The sequence below is a fragment of the Staphylococcus sp. HMSC36A10 genome, assembly GCF_001838845.1.
GTDB lineage: Bacteria > Bacillota > Bacilli > Staphylococcales > Staphylococcaceae > Staphylococcus > Staphylococcus aureus.
In genome coordinates, this window is sequence record NZ_KV839088.1 from 48,162 (window position 1) to 63,275 (window position 15,114).

At 31.6% G+C, this 15,114-nt stretch carries 15 protein-coding genes; 6 read left to right on the forward strand and 9 right to left on the reverse strand.

Features of this window, described 5'->3' with window-relative positions; all coding sequences use genetic code 11:
* Positions 1-3: 3 nt before the first annotated feature.
* A complete protein-coding gene (locus HMPREF3247_RS04040; protein WP_000738250.1) occupies positions 4-651 on the reverse strand; it encodes an HlyD family secretion protein in 648 nt (215 codons plus the stop codon).
* Positions 652-771: 120 nt separating this feature from the next.
* Here HMPREF3247_RS04040 and HMPREF3247_RS04045 point away from each other — a divergent pair, with 120 nt between their 5' ends.
* A complete protein-coding gene (locus tag HMPREF3247_RS04045; protein ID WP_000828569.1) occupies positions 772-1,326 on the forward strand; it encodes a TetR/AcrR family transcriptional regulator in 555 nt (184 codons plus the stop codon).
* Positions 1,327-1,552: 226 nt separating this feature from the next.
* On the opposite strand, the gene HMPREF3247_RS04050 is transcribed toward HMPREF3247_RS04045, so the two are convergent.
* The 4 genes from HMPREF3247_RS04050 to HMPREF3247_RS04070 form a co-directional block, all read right to left on the reverse strand.
* Positions 1,553-2,761, reverse strand: a complete 1,209-nt coding sequence (locus HMPREF3247_RS04050; protein WP_000999132.1) for a putative multidrug effflux MFS transporter TcaB — start codon at positions 2,759-2,761, stop codon at positions 1,553-1,555.
* Between the two features lie 109 nt (positions 2,762-2,870).
* Complete coding sequence (locus tag HMPREF3247_RS04055; RefSeq protein WP_001790052.1) at positions 2,871-2,999, reverse strand: hypothetical protein; 129 nt, start codon at positions 2,997-2,999, stop codon at positions 2,871-2,873.
* A 30-nt stretch (positions 3,000-3,029) separates the two neighbouring features.
* Entirely contained in the window at positions 3,030-4,412 is a 1,383-nt protein-coding gene (gene tcaA / locus HMPREF3247_RS04060) for a glycopeptide resistance protein TcaA (RefSeq protein WP_000833809.1), read from the reverse strand.
* Positions 4,413-4,651: 239 nt separating this feature from the next.
* Entirely contained in the window at positions 4,652-5,107 is a 456-nt protein-coding gene (locus HMPREF3247_RS04070) for a MarR family transcriptional regulator TcaR (RefSeq protein WP_000238542.1), read from the reverse strand.
* Between the two features lie 194 nt (positions 5,108-5,301).
* Between HMPREF3247_RS04070 and HMPREF3247_RS04075 the strand changes: the two genes are divergently transcribed.
* Positions 5,302-6,270: a YdcF family protein gene (locus HMPREF3247_RS04075; protein ID WP_001549718.1), complete on the forward strand. Its 969-nt coding sequence runs from the start codon at positions 5,302-5,304 to the stop codon at positions 6,268-6,270.
* A gap of 230 nt (positions 6,271-6,500) precedes the next feature.
* On the opposite strand, the gene HMPREF3247_RS04080 is transcribed toward HMPREF3247_RS04075, so the two are convergent.
* Positions 6,501-7,166 (reverse strand): ABC transporter ATP-binding protein, encoded by a 666-nt coding sequence (locus HMPREF3247_RS04080; protein WP_064129931.1) that lies wholly within the window; start codon positions 7,164-7,166, stop codon positions 6,501-6,503.
* A complete protein-coding gene (locus HMPREF3247_RS04085) occupies positions 7,166-8,221 on the reverse strand; it encodes an ABC transporter permease (RefSeq protein ID WP_000761399.1) in 1,056 nt (351 codons plus the stop codon). The genes HMPREF3247_RS04080 and HMPREF3247_RS04085 overlap by 1 nt, the downstream gene beginning before the upstream one ends.
* A 135-nt stretch (positions 8,222-8,356) precedes the next feature.
* Between HMPREF3247_RS04085 and hssR the strand changes: the two genes are divergently transcribed.
* The 4 genes from hssR (at position 8,357) to HMPREF3247_RS04105 (ending at position 11,455) form a co-directional block, all read left to right on the forward strand.
* Positions 8,357-9,031: a DNA-binding heme response regulator HssR gene (gene hssR, locus HMPREF3247_RS04090; RefSeq protein WP_000249497.1), complete on the forward strand. Its 675-nt coding sequence runs from the start codon at positions 8,357-8,359 to the stop codon at positions 9,029-9,031.
* Positions 9,024-10,397 (forward strand): heme sensor histidine kinase HssS, encoded by a 1,374-nt coding sequence (gene hssS / locus HMPREF3247_RS04095; RefSeq protein WP_000483465.1) that lies wholly within the window; start codon positions 9,024-9,026, stop codon positions 10,395-10,397. The genes hssR and hssS overlap by 8 nt, the downstream gene beginning before the upstream one ends.
* Positions 10,398-10,559: 162 nt before the next feature.
* Complete coding sequence (locus tag HMPREF3247_RS04100; RefSeq protein WP_000977022.1) at positions 10,560-11,003, forward strand: LytTR family DNA-binding domain-containing protein; 444 nt, start codon at positions 10,560-10,562, stop codon at positions 11,001-11,003.
* A complete protein-coding gene (locus HMPREF3247_RS04105; RefSeq protein WP_000793169.1) occupies positions 11,000-11,455 on the forward strand; it encodes a DUF3021 domain-containing protein in 456 nt (151 codons plus the stop codon). Before HMPREF3247_RS04100 ends, HMPREF3247_RS04105 begins: the two co-directional genes overlap by 4 nt.
* A 65-nt stretch (positions 11,456-11,520) precedes the next feature.
* Here the strand turns inward: HMPREF3247_RS04105 and mqo are convergent, their stop codons facing one another.
* Together mqo and HMPREF3247_RS04115 are read right to left on the reverse strand one after the other, a co-directional pair.
* Positions 11,521-12,999, reverse strand: a complete 1,479-nt coding sequence (mqo, locus tag HMPREF3247_RS04110; RefSeq protein WP_000211366.1) for a malate dehydrogenase (quinone) — start codon at positions 12,997-12,999, stop codon at positions 11,521-11,523.
* Positions 13,000-13,379: 380 nt separating this feature from the next.
* The gene (locus HMPREF3247_RS04115) at positions 13,380-14,978 is read right to left on the reverse strand and encodes an L-lactate permease (RefSeq protein WP_000960854.1); all 1,599 of its coding nucleotides are present in this window, start codon (positions 14,976-14,978) and stop codon (positions 13,380-13,382) included.
* Positions 14,979-15,114: the final 136 nt, after the last annotated feature.

The following is a 15,114-nucleotide window of genomic DNA, read 5'->3' on the forward strand; positions in this document are numbered from 1 at the left end:
CCCTTAATTTTTATGGATTTTTACTTCAGCGTTCATTCCAGGAACAACTTGTTTAGACGGTTCTGATTCTAGAGTGATTTTAACAGGTATTACTTGAGAAACTTTAGTGTAGTTACCATCACTATTTGATGATGGCATTAATGAAAAGCTTGCAGCAGTTGCTTTTCCAATACTATCAACTTTACCTTTAATAGAAGCTTTTTGACCGTCAATAGTCACATCAACATCTTTACCTACTTCAACATCTTTAATATCTTTTTCGTCAATATTTGCTGTTACATATAAATCATCTAAATTGTATGCATAAGCGATTGGGTTACCAGCTTGCACCATTGAACCTTCCATACCATCTAATTTGGCAATTGTACCTTTTTGAGGCATTTTAAGATCCATATCTTTCGTTTCGCCATCTTGACCTTGTACAGTAACAGTTGCTACTTTGTCACCTTTATCGAGTTTGTCACCTTGTTTAACATTAAGTGATTTAATTTGTCCAGATGCAGGACTTGCTATTTTAATTTGATCGCCATTTACTTTTGCATTATCAGTTGTTACATAGCTTGTTGTTTTATTCCAGAAATAAAAGCCAGCAATCCCAATTGCTAACAGTACAACAACCGTAATGACATTAATTAATATCATCTTTTTCATGAAACATTTCCTCCTATTTGCTTTTAAAATTCACTTTATTTATTATAGAGACATGATAACTAAAAAAACACCAACAATTTTTATAAGAGTGTTGGTTAAAATTCACAAAGGTGTAACAATATGAAACGACAAGCCAAAATAGAAATTCAAAACGCACTTGTTGATTTGATGGCTGAATATCCTTTTCAAGAAATATCCACTAAAATGATTTGCGCGTATTGTAATATTAATCGTTCTACTTTTTATGATTATTACAAAGATAAATTTGATTTATTGGATACCATCAACTCAAAGCATAAAGAAAAATTCCAATTTCTTCTAAGCGCGCTACATCATAATTTCGAAAATATTAAACAGGATAAGCTTAAACTTTATAAATTCTTCATTATTATTGCTAAGTATATCAAGCACAATGAGCAGTTTTTCAAAGACATTTTAGTTACCTATCCAATGAAAACATTATTCATAGACTATATAAATTTAGCGAGAGATTACTATCAACAAATTATGAATGACTATAGTACTACAGTAACCAATAAACAGCTTTATGTTACATATATCATAGGCGGTCAAGCTGGGGTGTTTATTAATTGGCTTTCGAATGGTTGTAATGAATCACCTGAAGAAGTTGCTGACATTTTATTGGCTAATACGATTAAACTTCAAATCCAATAATACGGTTTCATTCTAATAAAGAAATGCTATAAAACAACTAGATAAAGTTAAACCAAATGGATAGATAATAGTACATATGTAACGGTGCTATCAATATAAAAATGCCGAGATTTCCACATAATAATCTCGGCATTTTTATTTTTGATGCTAAATTCATAGGTCTATGAATAGCTCAAGTTTTGTTTTTTAATTTTTCAATTCAATATAATAGAAGAAACTATGTTTATCATCGATTTGTTTTAAATACCCTCATATTATAAATCTGTAAAATAATTAATATAACTGCTGTAGCTATAATAATAATTATGTAAGGTATAGGATTATCTTCACCTTTTACCCCCACTAATGGCGATGCAACACCACCAAATAAAAACTGCACTAAACCTAATAAACTTGATGAACTCCCTCTACCACTACTACTTTCATCCATAGCTATAGTAAAACCAAGTGTCGCAACACCTGTCACTGGTGCTATTAAAATGATAAATCCTATCGCTAAAATCCAAAAGTTCCAATGATTAAGCAATACAATCGTCACTAAAATTACACCGATAATCTGAATCATCGTCATGCCTCTCATCAATTTTTGTGAGTCTATAAAATCAACAAGGTACCCAGTAAGTTGACTTGATATAATGAGCGTAATACCAATTCCTGCAAACATCCAACTAAATTGTATTGCAGTCATGCCATAAATTTTTTGAATAATAAACGGAGACGCAGAAATATAAGTAAATAATATTACAAATGTCATACCTTGAATGAGCATTGGTAATACAAAACGTGGCGTCTTCAATAATATTTTGAAGTTTTTAAACATTGTCTTTAATCCACTACTTGACTCACGATTTGTCACTGTTAATGATTCAGGTACTTTTAATAAAGAACCTATGACCATGACGAAGCCAAAGATAGTCAGAATGACAAAGACCATACGCCAGACAGAATAATTTAAAATTATGCCCCCTATTGTTGGCGCAACAACTGGTGCAATACCATTAACAAGCATCAATAATGCCATAAACTTAGTTAGTTCATTACCACTATACATATCACTTGCTATAGCTCTTGAAATAACTGCTGCTGCGCCACCTGTCACTCCTTGAAGAAATCTTAATGCAACCATCAGCCAAATATTATGTACAAAAACAATACCTAAACTTGCTAATGTAAAAATAATCATAGCTATAATAAGCGGCTTTCTGCGCCCAGTTGAATCTGAAATTGGACCAGCAAACAAATTACCAAACGCTAAACCAATCATAAACATCGATAATGTTAATTGTGCGTTAGACGTCGTTGTTTGAAAATCATGTCTAATATCTGGTAATCCAGGCAAAAACATATCTATCGATAATGCTCCAATGGCAGTCAAAGATCCTAAAATAATAATAAATATCGGTGAACGCTTGTTAAAATGCGTTAAATCATTCATATGACTATCTCCTTTATATAATGATTAGTTTATAACTATCACGAACAGAAACTAAATTTAAATATGCTCTTTTATATATTAGCATTAGTCACAAGTTTCATGAACATCATTACAACTTATAAAAGGTATAAAATGATATAAACCTCAGCACTTCATAAATTTTTCCACAAAAAACAATCCCTTCAAAGTAATTCACACTAATTGTAAATACTTTGAAAGGATGTTGTTTGTATTCCATGACACATGCATCTTATTTAAGTTTTATACTCTATTTTTCTGATGTCTTGATTAATTGCAAGCGGTCTTGCGAGCCTTGTTCAAGCTCATATTCTTTATCTACTTGCTTACCGTTTTCATTTATTAATCTTACGGTTGCGGTAATCTTATCACCATGTTTTTCAGCATCTATAATTTGTGGTGAACTAATCATCATTAAACTTCCTTTAGATACACGCTTCTTTACATCATCATAAAAAGATGATCCTTTTTTTATATATGACGATACAAAATCAAAATCTGACTGATTAAACGCAGCATTATTCGCTAAAGAATATCCAGCAAAGAATTCTATCAATTTGTTCTTCAAGCTGTTTTCTTCTTTTTCTTTCTTTTCAACATAGTCTTCGATATCTTCACTGTCAAAATTCAAAGTTATCTCTGTATTGTATTTTAAATCGCTGGCTTTAATCGTCTTCGTCTGTGTTGTAAATGTTTTACCTTTCGCTTTACCTGAAGCTGAAATGGTAATATCTTTATTTTGTGGATATGGACCATACGTTTTGGAACTTGAAAATGCCATTTCACGGTCATTTATAGTTACTTTTTTAGAACTATCATTTAATTTTGTATCGCCTTTTAAAGTTACAGTTATATTTGCTTCTTCAAAATCTTCAGTAACATCTACCGTTTCAGAATTACTTTGTCTAAAATCAAATTTTAAATAGCCTGCAAAATCACCGTTCTCAGTTGATTTCATAGCTGGAATTCTATATGTCCCCGGTATAAAATTACCTATTGGCGTCACTTTATTTGCTTCAGCTATAACCATCTTTTTCTTACCACCAGATTTAAACTCATATTTTGTTTTTTCTTTCGGCTTAACAATTGGTTGCTTGGTAGGTGCAGTAAAGCTCATATTATCGAAAAAGATATAACGCGTGCCATTTTTACTTACACGTAATATATTTTGACCAGATCTGGTTTGAATATAAGAAGCTACGCTGGTCTTACTCTTATTCAATTTATGTACCGTATTTTTAAGGTCGCTGACAAATTGCTTAAGCCCAACTTCATCTTTGATATAGTTAATGTATACTTTCGCTTCTTCAGAATCTACTTTATTATCTTTAGTACTTAATAATGTTGCTACTTTTTGTTTATCATTATTCTCAATCGCATTCACTAATATTTTAGTTTGCGCTTCAGGTGAATTGAAGTTTCTTAGTAAAAAGAACAATATAATAATTAAGATTAAAATGAAAAAACCAATTGCCCAAGGCACCATTTTTCTCATCTTGATGTTATTAGTTTGTATATCTTCATCGGTTGACTTTCTATATAATGCTTGACGACTATCAAATTTATGTCCACATTGTGTACATATCTGTACATCATCTTGTGCTTGTTGTCCGCACTTCGGGCAAGATTTCATACTTTCACCTCAATTCTGTTCCTCTTCAATTGTTATATGTATATCACAAAAATTATTTCATTATTTTACCATTATTATTTTACAAATATTATCCCAAGAATACAATTCAAGAAATGATTAACTTTACTTTAGAATTGTACCTTATTACATTATTTATGAAAGTACTCTCTCAATTATAACTAAAAAGAAGGTGTTCAATACATACATATTTAGTCTTATATTTGAACACCTTCAAAAACCTATTTATGATTGCTATATGTTTTAATGCGATGATTGATGACTTCTAATACTTGCCTTACATTTTCAATATCTTCAGAATTTAAATCATTAGTAATATCTTGCGCAATATCTGTCATAATCGCATTACGTTCTTTCAAATATGCTCTACCTTTGTCAGTTAAGGTTATGAATTTCAAACGTTGATCAATATTTAAATTTGGTTTATCTAACTTAACTAATTTAGCATCGATTAACTTTTTAATTCGTCGGCTTACTGCGGCCTTATTTACTCCTTGTCTTTGCGTGATTTCACTAATTGTCAAAGGTTCTTTATTTAACATACCTAATACGTTAGACTGCTCTAATGAAATTTCATATTCATTTTGTAAATCTTTCAACATTTTTGCAGTTAATGCGTTAACGTTATTTATAAACTGCTCTAAAAATTGAATATGGTCTTGTAAATGTTTTACCATAATTATTTCTCCCTAATTACTATTTTTATAAAGTATCCTCAGCAATCATTGTATCGCACATCTAAAAAACACAAAAATATTGACCCATATATAATATAACAAATTAAGACTTACATGTTGCTGCGTTCTCCTTGCTTTAATAAATTAAATCATCTACATTTATATTTAATATTTATTATAAGCGAGGTGTCAGTATGTTATTGAATTTATTATTAATATTTATACTTATCGTTATTTGTCCGTTAATTTTCAACTATACTCTGACGTTAAATTTAACATGCTACATCTTAGTTGTCATATCGATATTTTTGTCACTCATCTATAGCATCATGACCTATACTTTCCCTTGGTCTATGTTTGTAACATTTATAATAATCAGTATTATCATGCTATTCAAACATAGATATTTATTTTCTCATACTTCTAGTCGCTTATTTATTAAAAAATTATTATCTTTTTCATATAAATTTGTACTCTACACATCAGCACTTCTATTTATAAGTACGATTCAGTCACCTATTGTGAAAGGTTTGTCTATGTGGTTAGCTATATTATGTCTTTCCCTGTTACTAACCTTTATTTGTTATCTCGTTTGGACAGTATCATATAGACATAGATCATACAACAAAGAAGTTGATATCATAATTGTGTTAGGTGCTGGTATTTTTACCGAATTTGTCACACCAATGCTTGCAGCGCGTTTAGACCGTGCACTTGATATCTATCAACAACAAGCATCAGCAACAAAGATTATTGTATCTGGCGGACAAGGACCAGACGAACCAATTTCTGAAGCTTTAGCTATGCAACGTTATTTGATTGCACATGGTGTTGATAAAACAGATATACTAATGGAATCTCACTCTATAAATACATACACAAACTTTTTATATTCTAAACAAATCATCAACAATTTGTATCATGAAGCAGTTAAAATTGTTTGTGTAACAAGTCAGTTTCATGTATTGCGCGCCTTACGACTAGCCCAAAAATTAGGTTTATCTATCGATGGTGTCGGAAGTCATACACCATATCACTTTTTCTTACATGTGCTCATTAAAGATTATCTAGGCGTAATGTATCAGTATAGATTGTTATTAACGTTATATTGTTCAAGTAGTTGGTTTATATGTCTTTACGCCGCTTTTATTTATAATAGTTAATCCACAAACAAACTATTATTATAGGTTGTTTCTAATATTGCGTCAAACTATCTTTAAATATTCGTTAATCCTTGATTAGACAATTGTTATATTGAAAATAAATAAACTAAAGCACGTCATCATTTTATATAATAGTGACGCGCTTTTTTGTAAACCCAAATCGTATTCTGTTATCTAACTTTTATACTACTATGTCTTAAATCATTAACATTTAGCGTCTTTACAAGCCACTAATCAGTTATTTTGCCATCTTCTAATTCAATCACTCGATCTGCATATTCAAATAATCTTCGATCGTGTGTAATCATAATACCAATCATTTGTTGTTCTTTAATTTGTTGACGTATCATCTCAACAACTTTTGTTGCTCTATCGGCATCTAAACTTGCTGTGGGCTCATCTGCTAAAATGATTTTCGGATTATTCATAAATGCTCTCATAATCGCAACACGTTGCTTTTCACCGCCAGATAACTGATGCGGATATACATTCAAGCGATCTTCTAACCCAATATTTTTCAAAAGTTGTATTGCTCTTGTTGAACTTTGTTGTTTGGTCATTCCCGCTTCTTGGCCTACGAGTGTCAATTGCTCTATCACTTTTAAATAAGGAACTAAATGTGAAGATTGAAAAATAAAACCAATATCTTCCAATCGCAAATCACTAGGACGATGCTGTTTATCAAACAATGGTGCATCATTGTAAAGCACTGTACCACTCGTTTGACTTAACAATCCGCCTAATATCGTTAGCAATGTTGTTTTCCCAGAACCAGAGGCACCATTTAAAATGACAAATCCCCCTTGTTCCACTTCAAAATTAATACCTTTTAAAACTTTTGTTTCAGACAAACCTTCTCCGAAATTTTTGACGATATCTTTAACGACTAATGCCATTATTCTGCACCTCCAATTGCTTCGATAGGATCCACTTTAAATAATTTGATAAATGATAGTGAGGCACCTAAAATCGCTACTAATATAAATATCCCCACCATTAATAAAATATTTTGCGTTGTTAAGTAAAAAGGCATCGTTACCGGCATCATAAATGATAGTCCTACTATGATGATCACAGCAATACCTACCCCAATTATTGTTAGTGTTAAAATTTGTAAAACTAACGCACTCAATAAATGTCTTGTCTTAATACCAATTGCTTTCAAAATGCCAATTTGTGATATTTTTTGAATCGTCATAACATAGAAAAATGCACTTAGAACGATTGCTGTAATAGCAAACAAACTAACAATCATCATATTTAACGGTGCTTGCTCTGCTTGATAACTCGCAATATTACCTGTTAAATCTTTTTCACTCACAACTTGAACGTCATTTATTTTATTAAGCTCATCACGTTGTTGTTGTGTTAAATTTTTCACTGGATAAAATGCCGTATTAACCTTATTCAATGCATTAAATCCGTTATCGTTCAATAGCACAATGGAACTATGCGCATACATTGTGTCGTTTAAAATACCAGAAACTCTATAACTAGTTGAATTATTTTTAAAATGTAATCTATCCCCGACCCTAATGTTGTCTGCAGCTAACTTACCATTAATAGCGACCTCATGAGCATTTTTAGGATAATCACCTTTTTTAAGTTGTATGCGTTGTTGTTTAACGTCATTCATTGTAATCACATCTTGTTCTTTATTAGATAATTTCAATGTTTGAATATTCATTTTATATGGTTCTTGATGAATTACCTTTTTAATTTGATTCTGTTGCGTATCACTAAGTTGCGATTTCTCAATTTGCGGCTCTTTCATTTTTTGAACAACATATTCATCATTATCAAAGTGTTCAAATAACGAAATATTCTCCCTACCAAGCCCTTGAGCTAAACCACTAATAAATAACACCATAATACTTAATAAAAGAATGATTAATGTGATTAAAATATAACGAAATTTGTAAAACATAATCTCTTTTATCGCTAATTTCATATCGATTCACTTCTCCCTATTTCTTCTTTAGCGTCAGTATAAGGTTGAAATATGAACTCAATATGAACAATTGTTTTTTTACGCAAAAATATTTTACATGTATAATAAATGAAAAAGATAAGGGAGTTTATAGCTATGGTGCAATGTCTTGTTGTCGATGACGATCCTCGAATCCTAAATTATATAGCTAGCCATTTACAAACAGAGCACATTGATGCATATACACAACCAAGTGGTGAAGCTGCATTAAAACTTTTAGAAAAACAGCGTGTCGATATTGCAGTGGTAGATATTATGATGGATGGTATGGACGGCTTTCAATTATGTAATACATTAAAAAATGATTATGATATACCAGTTATTATGTTAACAGCGCGGGATGCACTTAGTGACAAAGAGCGTGCGTTTATAAGCGGTACTGACGATTATGTAACCAAACCCTTTGAGGTTAAGGAACTTATTTTTAGAATTCGTGCGGTATTACGTCGATATAATATCAATTCAAATTCAGAAATGACTATTGGCAACTTAACGCTAAACCAATCCTATTTGGAACTCCAAGTATCTAATAAAACGATGACGTTACCGAACAAGGAATTTCAATTATTATTTATGCTTGCAGCACGTCCTAAGCAAATCTTTACTCGTGAACAAATAATAGAAAAAATTTGGGGCTATGATTATGAAGGAGATGAGCGAACAGTTGACGTTCATATTAAGCGACTACGCCAAAGATTAAAAAAATTAAATGCCACACTTACAATTGAAACAGTAAGAGGACAAGGCTATAAGGTGGAGAATCATGTTTAACACACTCTATGCTAGAATTGCGATTTATTCCATTACGGTTATTTTATTTAGTGCATTAATAAGTTTTGTATTAACAAATGTTTACTATCATTATAATTTAAAAGCATCTAATGACGCGAAAATCATGAAGACGCTTAAAGAAGCAAGACAATATGAACAATCAGCTAAACCAACGCACATTCAACAATATTTCAAACATTTAGGGCAAATGAATTACCAAATAATGACCGTTGATCAAAAAGGTCATAAGACATTTTATGGGGAGCCATTTAGAGAAGATACTTTATCACAAAATGCTATTAACAACGTATTAAATAATAAAGATTACCATGGTATTAAAGATAAATCATTCGCATTATTCGTAACTGGATTTTTCGACAATGTAACAGATAATACTGTTGGTATTAACTTTAAGACAAAAGACGGTTCAATAGCAGTATTCATGCGTCCAGATATTGGAGAAACATTTAGCGAGTTTAGAACATTCTTAGCCGTCTTGTTAATGTTGTTATTATTTATCTCGATTTCATTAGTTATCGCATCAACCTATTCAATCATTCGTCCAGTAAAAAAGTTAAAGCTAGCGACCGAACGCTTAATTGATGGTGATTTTGAAACACCTATCAAACAAACACGCAAAGATGAAATTGGAACATTACAGTATCACTTTAATAAGATGAGAGAGTCATTGGGACAAGTTGATCAAATGAGGCAGCATTTTGTACAAAATGTATCTCATGAAATCAAAACACCATTAACACATATTCATCATTTATTAAGCGAGTTACAACAAACTTCTGATAAAACATTAAGACAACAATATATAAATGATATTTATACCATTACAACGCAGCTGAGCGGATTAACAACTGAATTGTTACTCTTATCCGAATTAGATAATCACCAACATTTATTATTCGATGATAAGATTCAAGTCGATCAACTCATTAAAGATATCATTCGACATGAACAATTTGCTGCTGATGAAAAGTCGTTAATCATTTTAGCTGACCTAGAATCAATCAATTTCCTAGGAAATCAACGTTTGTTACATCAAGCATTGAGTAATTTATTAATAAATGCTATTAAGTATACAGATGTTGGTGGTGCCATTGACATCGCTTTGCAACATAGTCACAACAACATCATTTTCACAATAAGTAATGATGGTTCACCAATTAGTCCACAAGCTGAAGCACGTTTATTTGAACGTTTTTATAAAGTGAGCAAACATGATAATAGCAATGGTTTAGGTCTTGCAATTACAAAATCCATCATTGAATTGCATCATGGTACAATCCAATTCACACAAAGTAACGAGTATGTAACCACCTTTACTATTACACTGCCAAATAATTCACTTTAATCTCTACCTCCTGAAAAAACATTTCTGTTTTTATTTCAGGAGGTATCTTTTATATTGATTAGCGCTTTCTAGCCACTTAACATTTAATTTCTACCATTCAACAAAATTTAAATATATCGATGGTCATTTATGGTTTAATAATTTTGAAGGAGGCATTAACCTATGATGAAACTCAATTTATTTATCAATGCAAAAGAGACGGAATCTTATATTGATATACATGCACCTAAAATGAATGATCACGTTCAAAGTATTATTAATGCAGTCAATGATTTAGACAAATCACATACATTAGTCGGATACATAGACAAAGAAATCCATATCATTAATGTATCAGATGTTATAACATTCCAAGTTATTAATAAAAATGTAACAGCCATTACAAGCAATCAAAAATTCAAACTAAAATTACGACTTTATGAACTAGAAAAACAGTTACCACAACATTTCATTCGCATTTCCAAATCAGAAATCGTCAACAAGTATTACATTGAAAAATTATTATTAGAGCCAAATGGACTTATACGTATGTATCTTAAAGATGCACACTACACCTATTCTTCTAGACGTTATTTAAAATCTATAAAGGAGCGCTTATCAATATGAAAAATTTGAAAAACTCATTATTTATTAGCTTAATCATTGGTTTGTCCCTTTCACTGTTCTTTAGTATGTTATTTGCAGACGGCAAATATTATCCACTGAACCCACAATCAACTATTGGCATATTGTATTATACGCATTTCACAGAAACTACCGTAATGTTGATTTCTATCATTTTATGGTTACTCATAGGCGTCGTCTTTTTCCTTGGAGATTTTATCTTTAAATACACAGATTGGAGCATTACTAAAGCAACTATAATGCATTTCATAACAACGTATGTCGGATTCTTGCCTTTAGCAATGCTTGCCGGTTGGTTTCCACTAACAGTGCATTATCTAATCATATTCACAATTATCTTCATTGTGGTTTATGTATTAATTTGGATAATTCAATTCTTTAAAAATAAGAACTACGTAGACACTATTAACAAGCAACTGAAACAATTAAAATGATTTTCATTAACAACTAAAAAACGGTAATGTCTATCACATTAAAAAAGACATTACCGTTTCATTTATTATTTAACTTGTAAATACTTAGTTACTTCTTCATTAATTTTGTGATATAAATCCTCATGATCTGTTAAGCGATAACCAAATGACGGCACCATTTCTTTAATCTTTGGTTCCCATCCTTTGAATTCATCACGATAGCATCGCTGTAAAACATCAAACATAATATCTACAGCTGTTGACGCACCAGGTGATGCACCAAGTAATGCAGCTAATGTGCCATCATCTGACGTAATGACTTCAGTACCAAATTGTAAGTTACCTTTAGAATCCTCAGTATCCTTGATTACTTGGACACGTTGCCCTGCTGTAATCACTTCCCAATCTTCATTTTTAGCATTTGGGAAAAAGACTCTTAAATCATCCATACGCTCATCATTAGATAACATCAATTGTGACACTAAATACTTCGTAAGACTCATTTCTTTGATACCTGCAGATAACATCGTCACGATATTATTTGGTTTAACCGATTTAATTAAATCCATATGTGAACCTGTTTTTAAAAATTTAGGTGAGAAACCTGCAAATGGACCAAATAACAATGAACGCTTGCCGTCTACAAAACGTGTATCTAAGTGCGGCACTGACATTGGTGGCGCACCCACTGCTGCTTTTCCGTACACTTTAGCATGATGACGATCAATCACTTCTTGATTTGTACAGCGCAGGAATAATCCACTTACCGGGAAACCACCAATATGTTTTGATTGTTTAATCCCAGTCTTTTGGAGTAATGGTAAACTCGCACCGCCAGCACCAATAAATACAAAATCAGATTCATATGTTGTCGTTTCATTAGTTTCTAAATCTTTAACTTTAACTAGCCATGCCCCAGATTTCTGTTTCTTGATGTCTAATACATTCTGCTTATATTGAATTCCCACACCACGTTGCTCTAAATTTTCAAATAACTTTGCAGTTAACGCACCAAAGTTAACATCTGTACCAGTTTCATCATAAGTTAAAGCAATTGGTTCATCAGACTTACGACCTTCAATCATTAACGGTACCCAAGATTTCATTTCTTCTTCATCTTGCGATAATTTCATTTTTTCGAATAAAACACTTTTCTTTAACGTTGCAACACGACTTTTTATAAAAGCTACATTATCTTCGCCAATGACAAAACTCATGTGTGGCACCGCTTGAATAAAGCGATCTGGGTTATCTAATTGTCCTGTTTTAACTAAATATGCCCAAAACTGTTTTGAAATTTGGTACTGCTCATTTATCTTAATTGCTTTACTACAATCAACTGTGCCATCCTTACCTTCTTTTGTATAGTTCAACTCGCAAAGTGCTGAATGCCCTGTACCGGCATTATTCCATACATTTGAACTCTCTTCGCCAGGTTGTGCTAATTTTTCAAACACTTTAATATTTTTCTCAGGTGATAATTCTTTAAGTAATGTTCCTAATGTTGCACTCATAATACCGCCACCAATTAAGATGACATCTGTTTTGCTATGTTGTGTTGTCATAACAAATACAGTCCCCCTTTTTAAAATGAATAATGGAACGTTCGAGAAATACGACATATTAATACCACTTTAAATCAATAAGTGTCTCAATAGGTTCCCATGGTGATGCTCTATTACTATCTACTATGTATATTAATATTTTATAATAACGAAACTACTTTAATTATATACTTTATGTGCGATAGCACAAAGACAAAACCACAAACCTTAACAGCTATCAACCAATTTAATTTGATTGCTGATTACTCACTATTCATTTTAACATAAAGCGCTACCATTATTATAATGTCAAACTTCTTTCATTAATGATCCATAAAAAAAAGATGAGATGTTAGAAAACATCTCACCTTCTGTATATTTATATTTTGAAATACGTTTTTTTATAATAATGACAAGATGAAAGTCCAAATACAGATGAATATTAGTAAACATACACTGTATTTCAATGTCATTTTTAATAATTCTGATTCCTTACCAACTTGTTTTACTGCTGCAGTTGCAATTGCAATTGATTGTGGTGAAATCAATTTTGCCGCTACACCACCAACTGTATTAGCAGATACAAGAAGTGAACCACTTGTTCCAATTTGTTGTGCAACAGAAGCTTGAATTGGTGCAAATAATGAGTTGTTATTTACAACTGATCCTGTCATAAACACACCTATCCAACCTAAAATTGGTGATAGAACTGGGAAGACATTACCTGCTTTAGCAATACCTTGACCCATTGCTGCACTTAAACCACCATAAGTTGTGATTTTAGAAATTGCTAAGATGAAACAAATTGTAAGAACTGGTAACCACAACTCTTTAAATGTAACGCCGAATAATCTACCTGCATCTTTAAAGTTAACCTTTTTAGACATTAAAATTGTAATAATAATAGTTAATAAAATAGCTGTACCTGTTTGTCCAATAATATTTAAAGTCAATACTAATGGTTTATGCGTAACTTCGCTGATTGTTCCAGGTAAGTTGAATTTAAATACTAATGATGATAAAGCACCATTTGGTAAGAATAAGTTTTTAAAGAATGGCGCACTCCAAATCATTACAATGACTGTTAATACAATGAATGGGCTCCATGCATGTAATACTGCTTTTGCAGAATGTGCTTTTGCAGGTTCAATTTCTTCATCTTTATTAACACGATAAATGTGTTTTGGTTGGAATTTTTTAGAAAATACTGCTAATGCTAACATTGTTAATAACGGTGGAATAATATCTGCTAATTCAGGTCCACTGAATACAGTTAATAATCCTTGAGTAAGTGTATAAGTGATTGAAACTACTAAAATTGCTGGTAATGTTTCTTTAACACCTCTAAAACCATCAATAATAAAGATAAGTAAGAATGGAATAATGAAATTTATGATTGCCAATGTTAAAGTTGCTGATTGAGAAACACCTAATACTGAAACATCTCCAGGTAATTTCAACGTTTCTACAACACCTACAGGGATACCAATCGCACCAAAAGCACCAGACGCTGCATTTGCGACTAAACATAACATCGCAGCTTTTAATGGATTAAATCCTAATTGTGTTAATAAAAGTGCACAAATTGCAATTGGTACACCAAATCCTGCTGCACCTTCTAAAAATGCGTTGAATGCAAATCCAATAAGTAAAACTTGAATACGTTGGTCTTGTGAAATATTTGTAATACTATCTTGAATTGTTAAAAATTGTCCAGATTCAACAGTAATTTTGTATAACAATACTGCCATCATAACGATATAGCCAATCGGAATGATACCTTGGAAGAAACCTTCGACTACTGCACCAGAAGCGATACCAACTGGCAATTTGAAAAATGGTATTGCAATTAGTAATGTTACAACAAGTGTTGTAATGGCTGCATAAATACCTTTCATTTTAAAAACAGTTAAACATAGTAAAAACAGTACAATCGGTATTGCTGCAATTAAAGACGATAATAATAAATTATCAAATGGGTTAAACGTATTTACTAACATAGGCTGACTCTTCTTTCCATAAAGTAGTAGTGTAATTGCTTCATTAAAATCATGCTCTGGCTATAGCATTTTGTTATCGATAACATTTTACAGAACAGTGAGATTAATGTGATTTTTTTCACAATTAAAATATACC

Excerpts from the sequence above, each read along its gene's own strand:
- HMPREF3247_RS04040 (WP_000738250.1), bottom strand. The coding sequence starts at position 651 with ATGAAAAAGATGATATTAATTAATGTCATTACGGTTGTTGTACTGTTA.
- HMPREF3247_RS04045 (WP_000828569.1), top strand. The coding sequence starts at position 772 with ATGAAACGACAAGCCAAAATAGAAATTCAAAACGCACTTGTTGATTTG.
- HMPREF3247_RS04050 (WP_000999132.1), bottom strand. The coding sequence starts at position 2,761 with ATGAATGATTTAACGCATTTTAACAAGCGTTCACCGATATTTATTATT.
- HMPREF3247_RS04055 (WP_001790052.1), bottom strand. The coding sequence starts at position 2,999 with ATGGAATACAAACAACATCCTTTCAAAGTATTTACAATTAGTGTGAAT.
- tcaA (WP_000833809.1), bottom strand. The coding sequence starts at position 4,412 with ATGAAATCTTGCCCGAAGTGCGGACAACAAGCACAAGATGATGTACAG.
- HMPREF3247_RS04070 (WP_000238542.1), bottom strand. The coding sequence starts at position 5,107 with ATGGTAAAACATTTACAAGACCATATTCAATTTTTAGAGCAGTTTATA.
- HMPREF3247_RS04075 (WP_001549718.1), top strand. The coding sequence starts at position 5,302 with ATGTTATTGAATTTATTATTAATATTTATACTTATCGTTATTTGTCCG.
- HMPREF3247_RS04080 (WP_064129931.1), bottom strand. The coding sequence starts at position 7,166 with ATGGCATTAGTCGTTAAAGATATCGTCAAAAATTTCGGAGAAGGTTTG.
- HMPREF3247_RS04085 (WP_000761399.1), bottom strand. The coding sequence starts at position 8,221 with ATGAAATTAGCGATAAAAGAGATTATGTTTTACAAATTTCGTTATATT.
- hssR (WP_000249497.1), top strand. The coding sequence starts at position 8,357 with ATGGTGCAATGTCTTGTTGTCGATGACGATCCTCGAATCCTAAATTAT.
- hssS (WP_000483465.1), top strand. The coding sequence starts at position 9,024 with ATGTTTAACACACTCTATGCTAGAATTGCGATTTATTCCATTACGGTT.
- HMPREF3247_RS04100 (WP_000977022.1), top strand. The coding sequence starts at position 10,560 with ATGATGAAACTCAATTTATTTATCAATGCAAAAGAGACGGAATCTTAT.
- HMPREF3247_RS04105 (WP_000793169.1), top strand. The coding sequence starts at position 11,000 with ATGAAAAATTTGAAAAACTCATTATTTATTAGCTTAATCATTGGTTTG.
- mqo (WP_000211366.1), bottom strand. The coding sequence starts at position 12,999 with ATGACAACACAACATAGCAAAACAGATGTCATCTTAATTGGTGGCGGT.
- HMPREF3247_RS04115 (WP_000960854.1), bottom strand. The coding sequence starts at position 14,978 with ATGTTAGTAAATACGTTTAACCCATTTGATAATTTATTATTATCGTCT.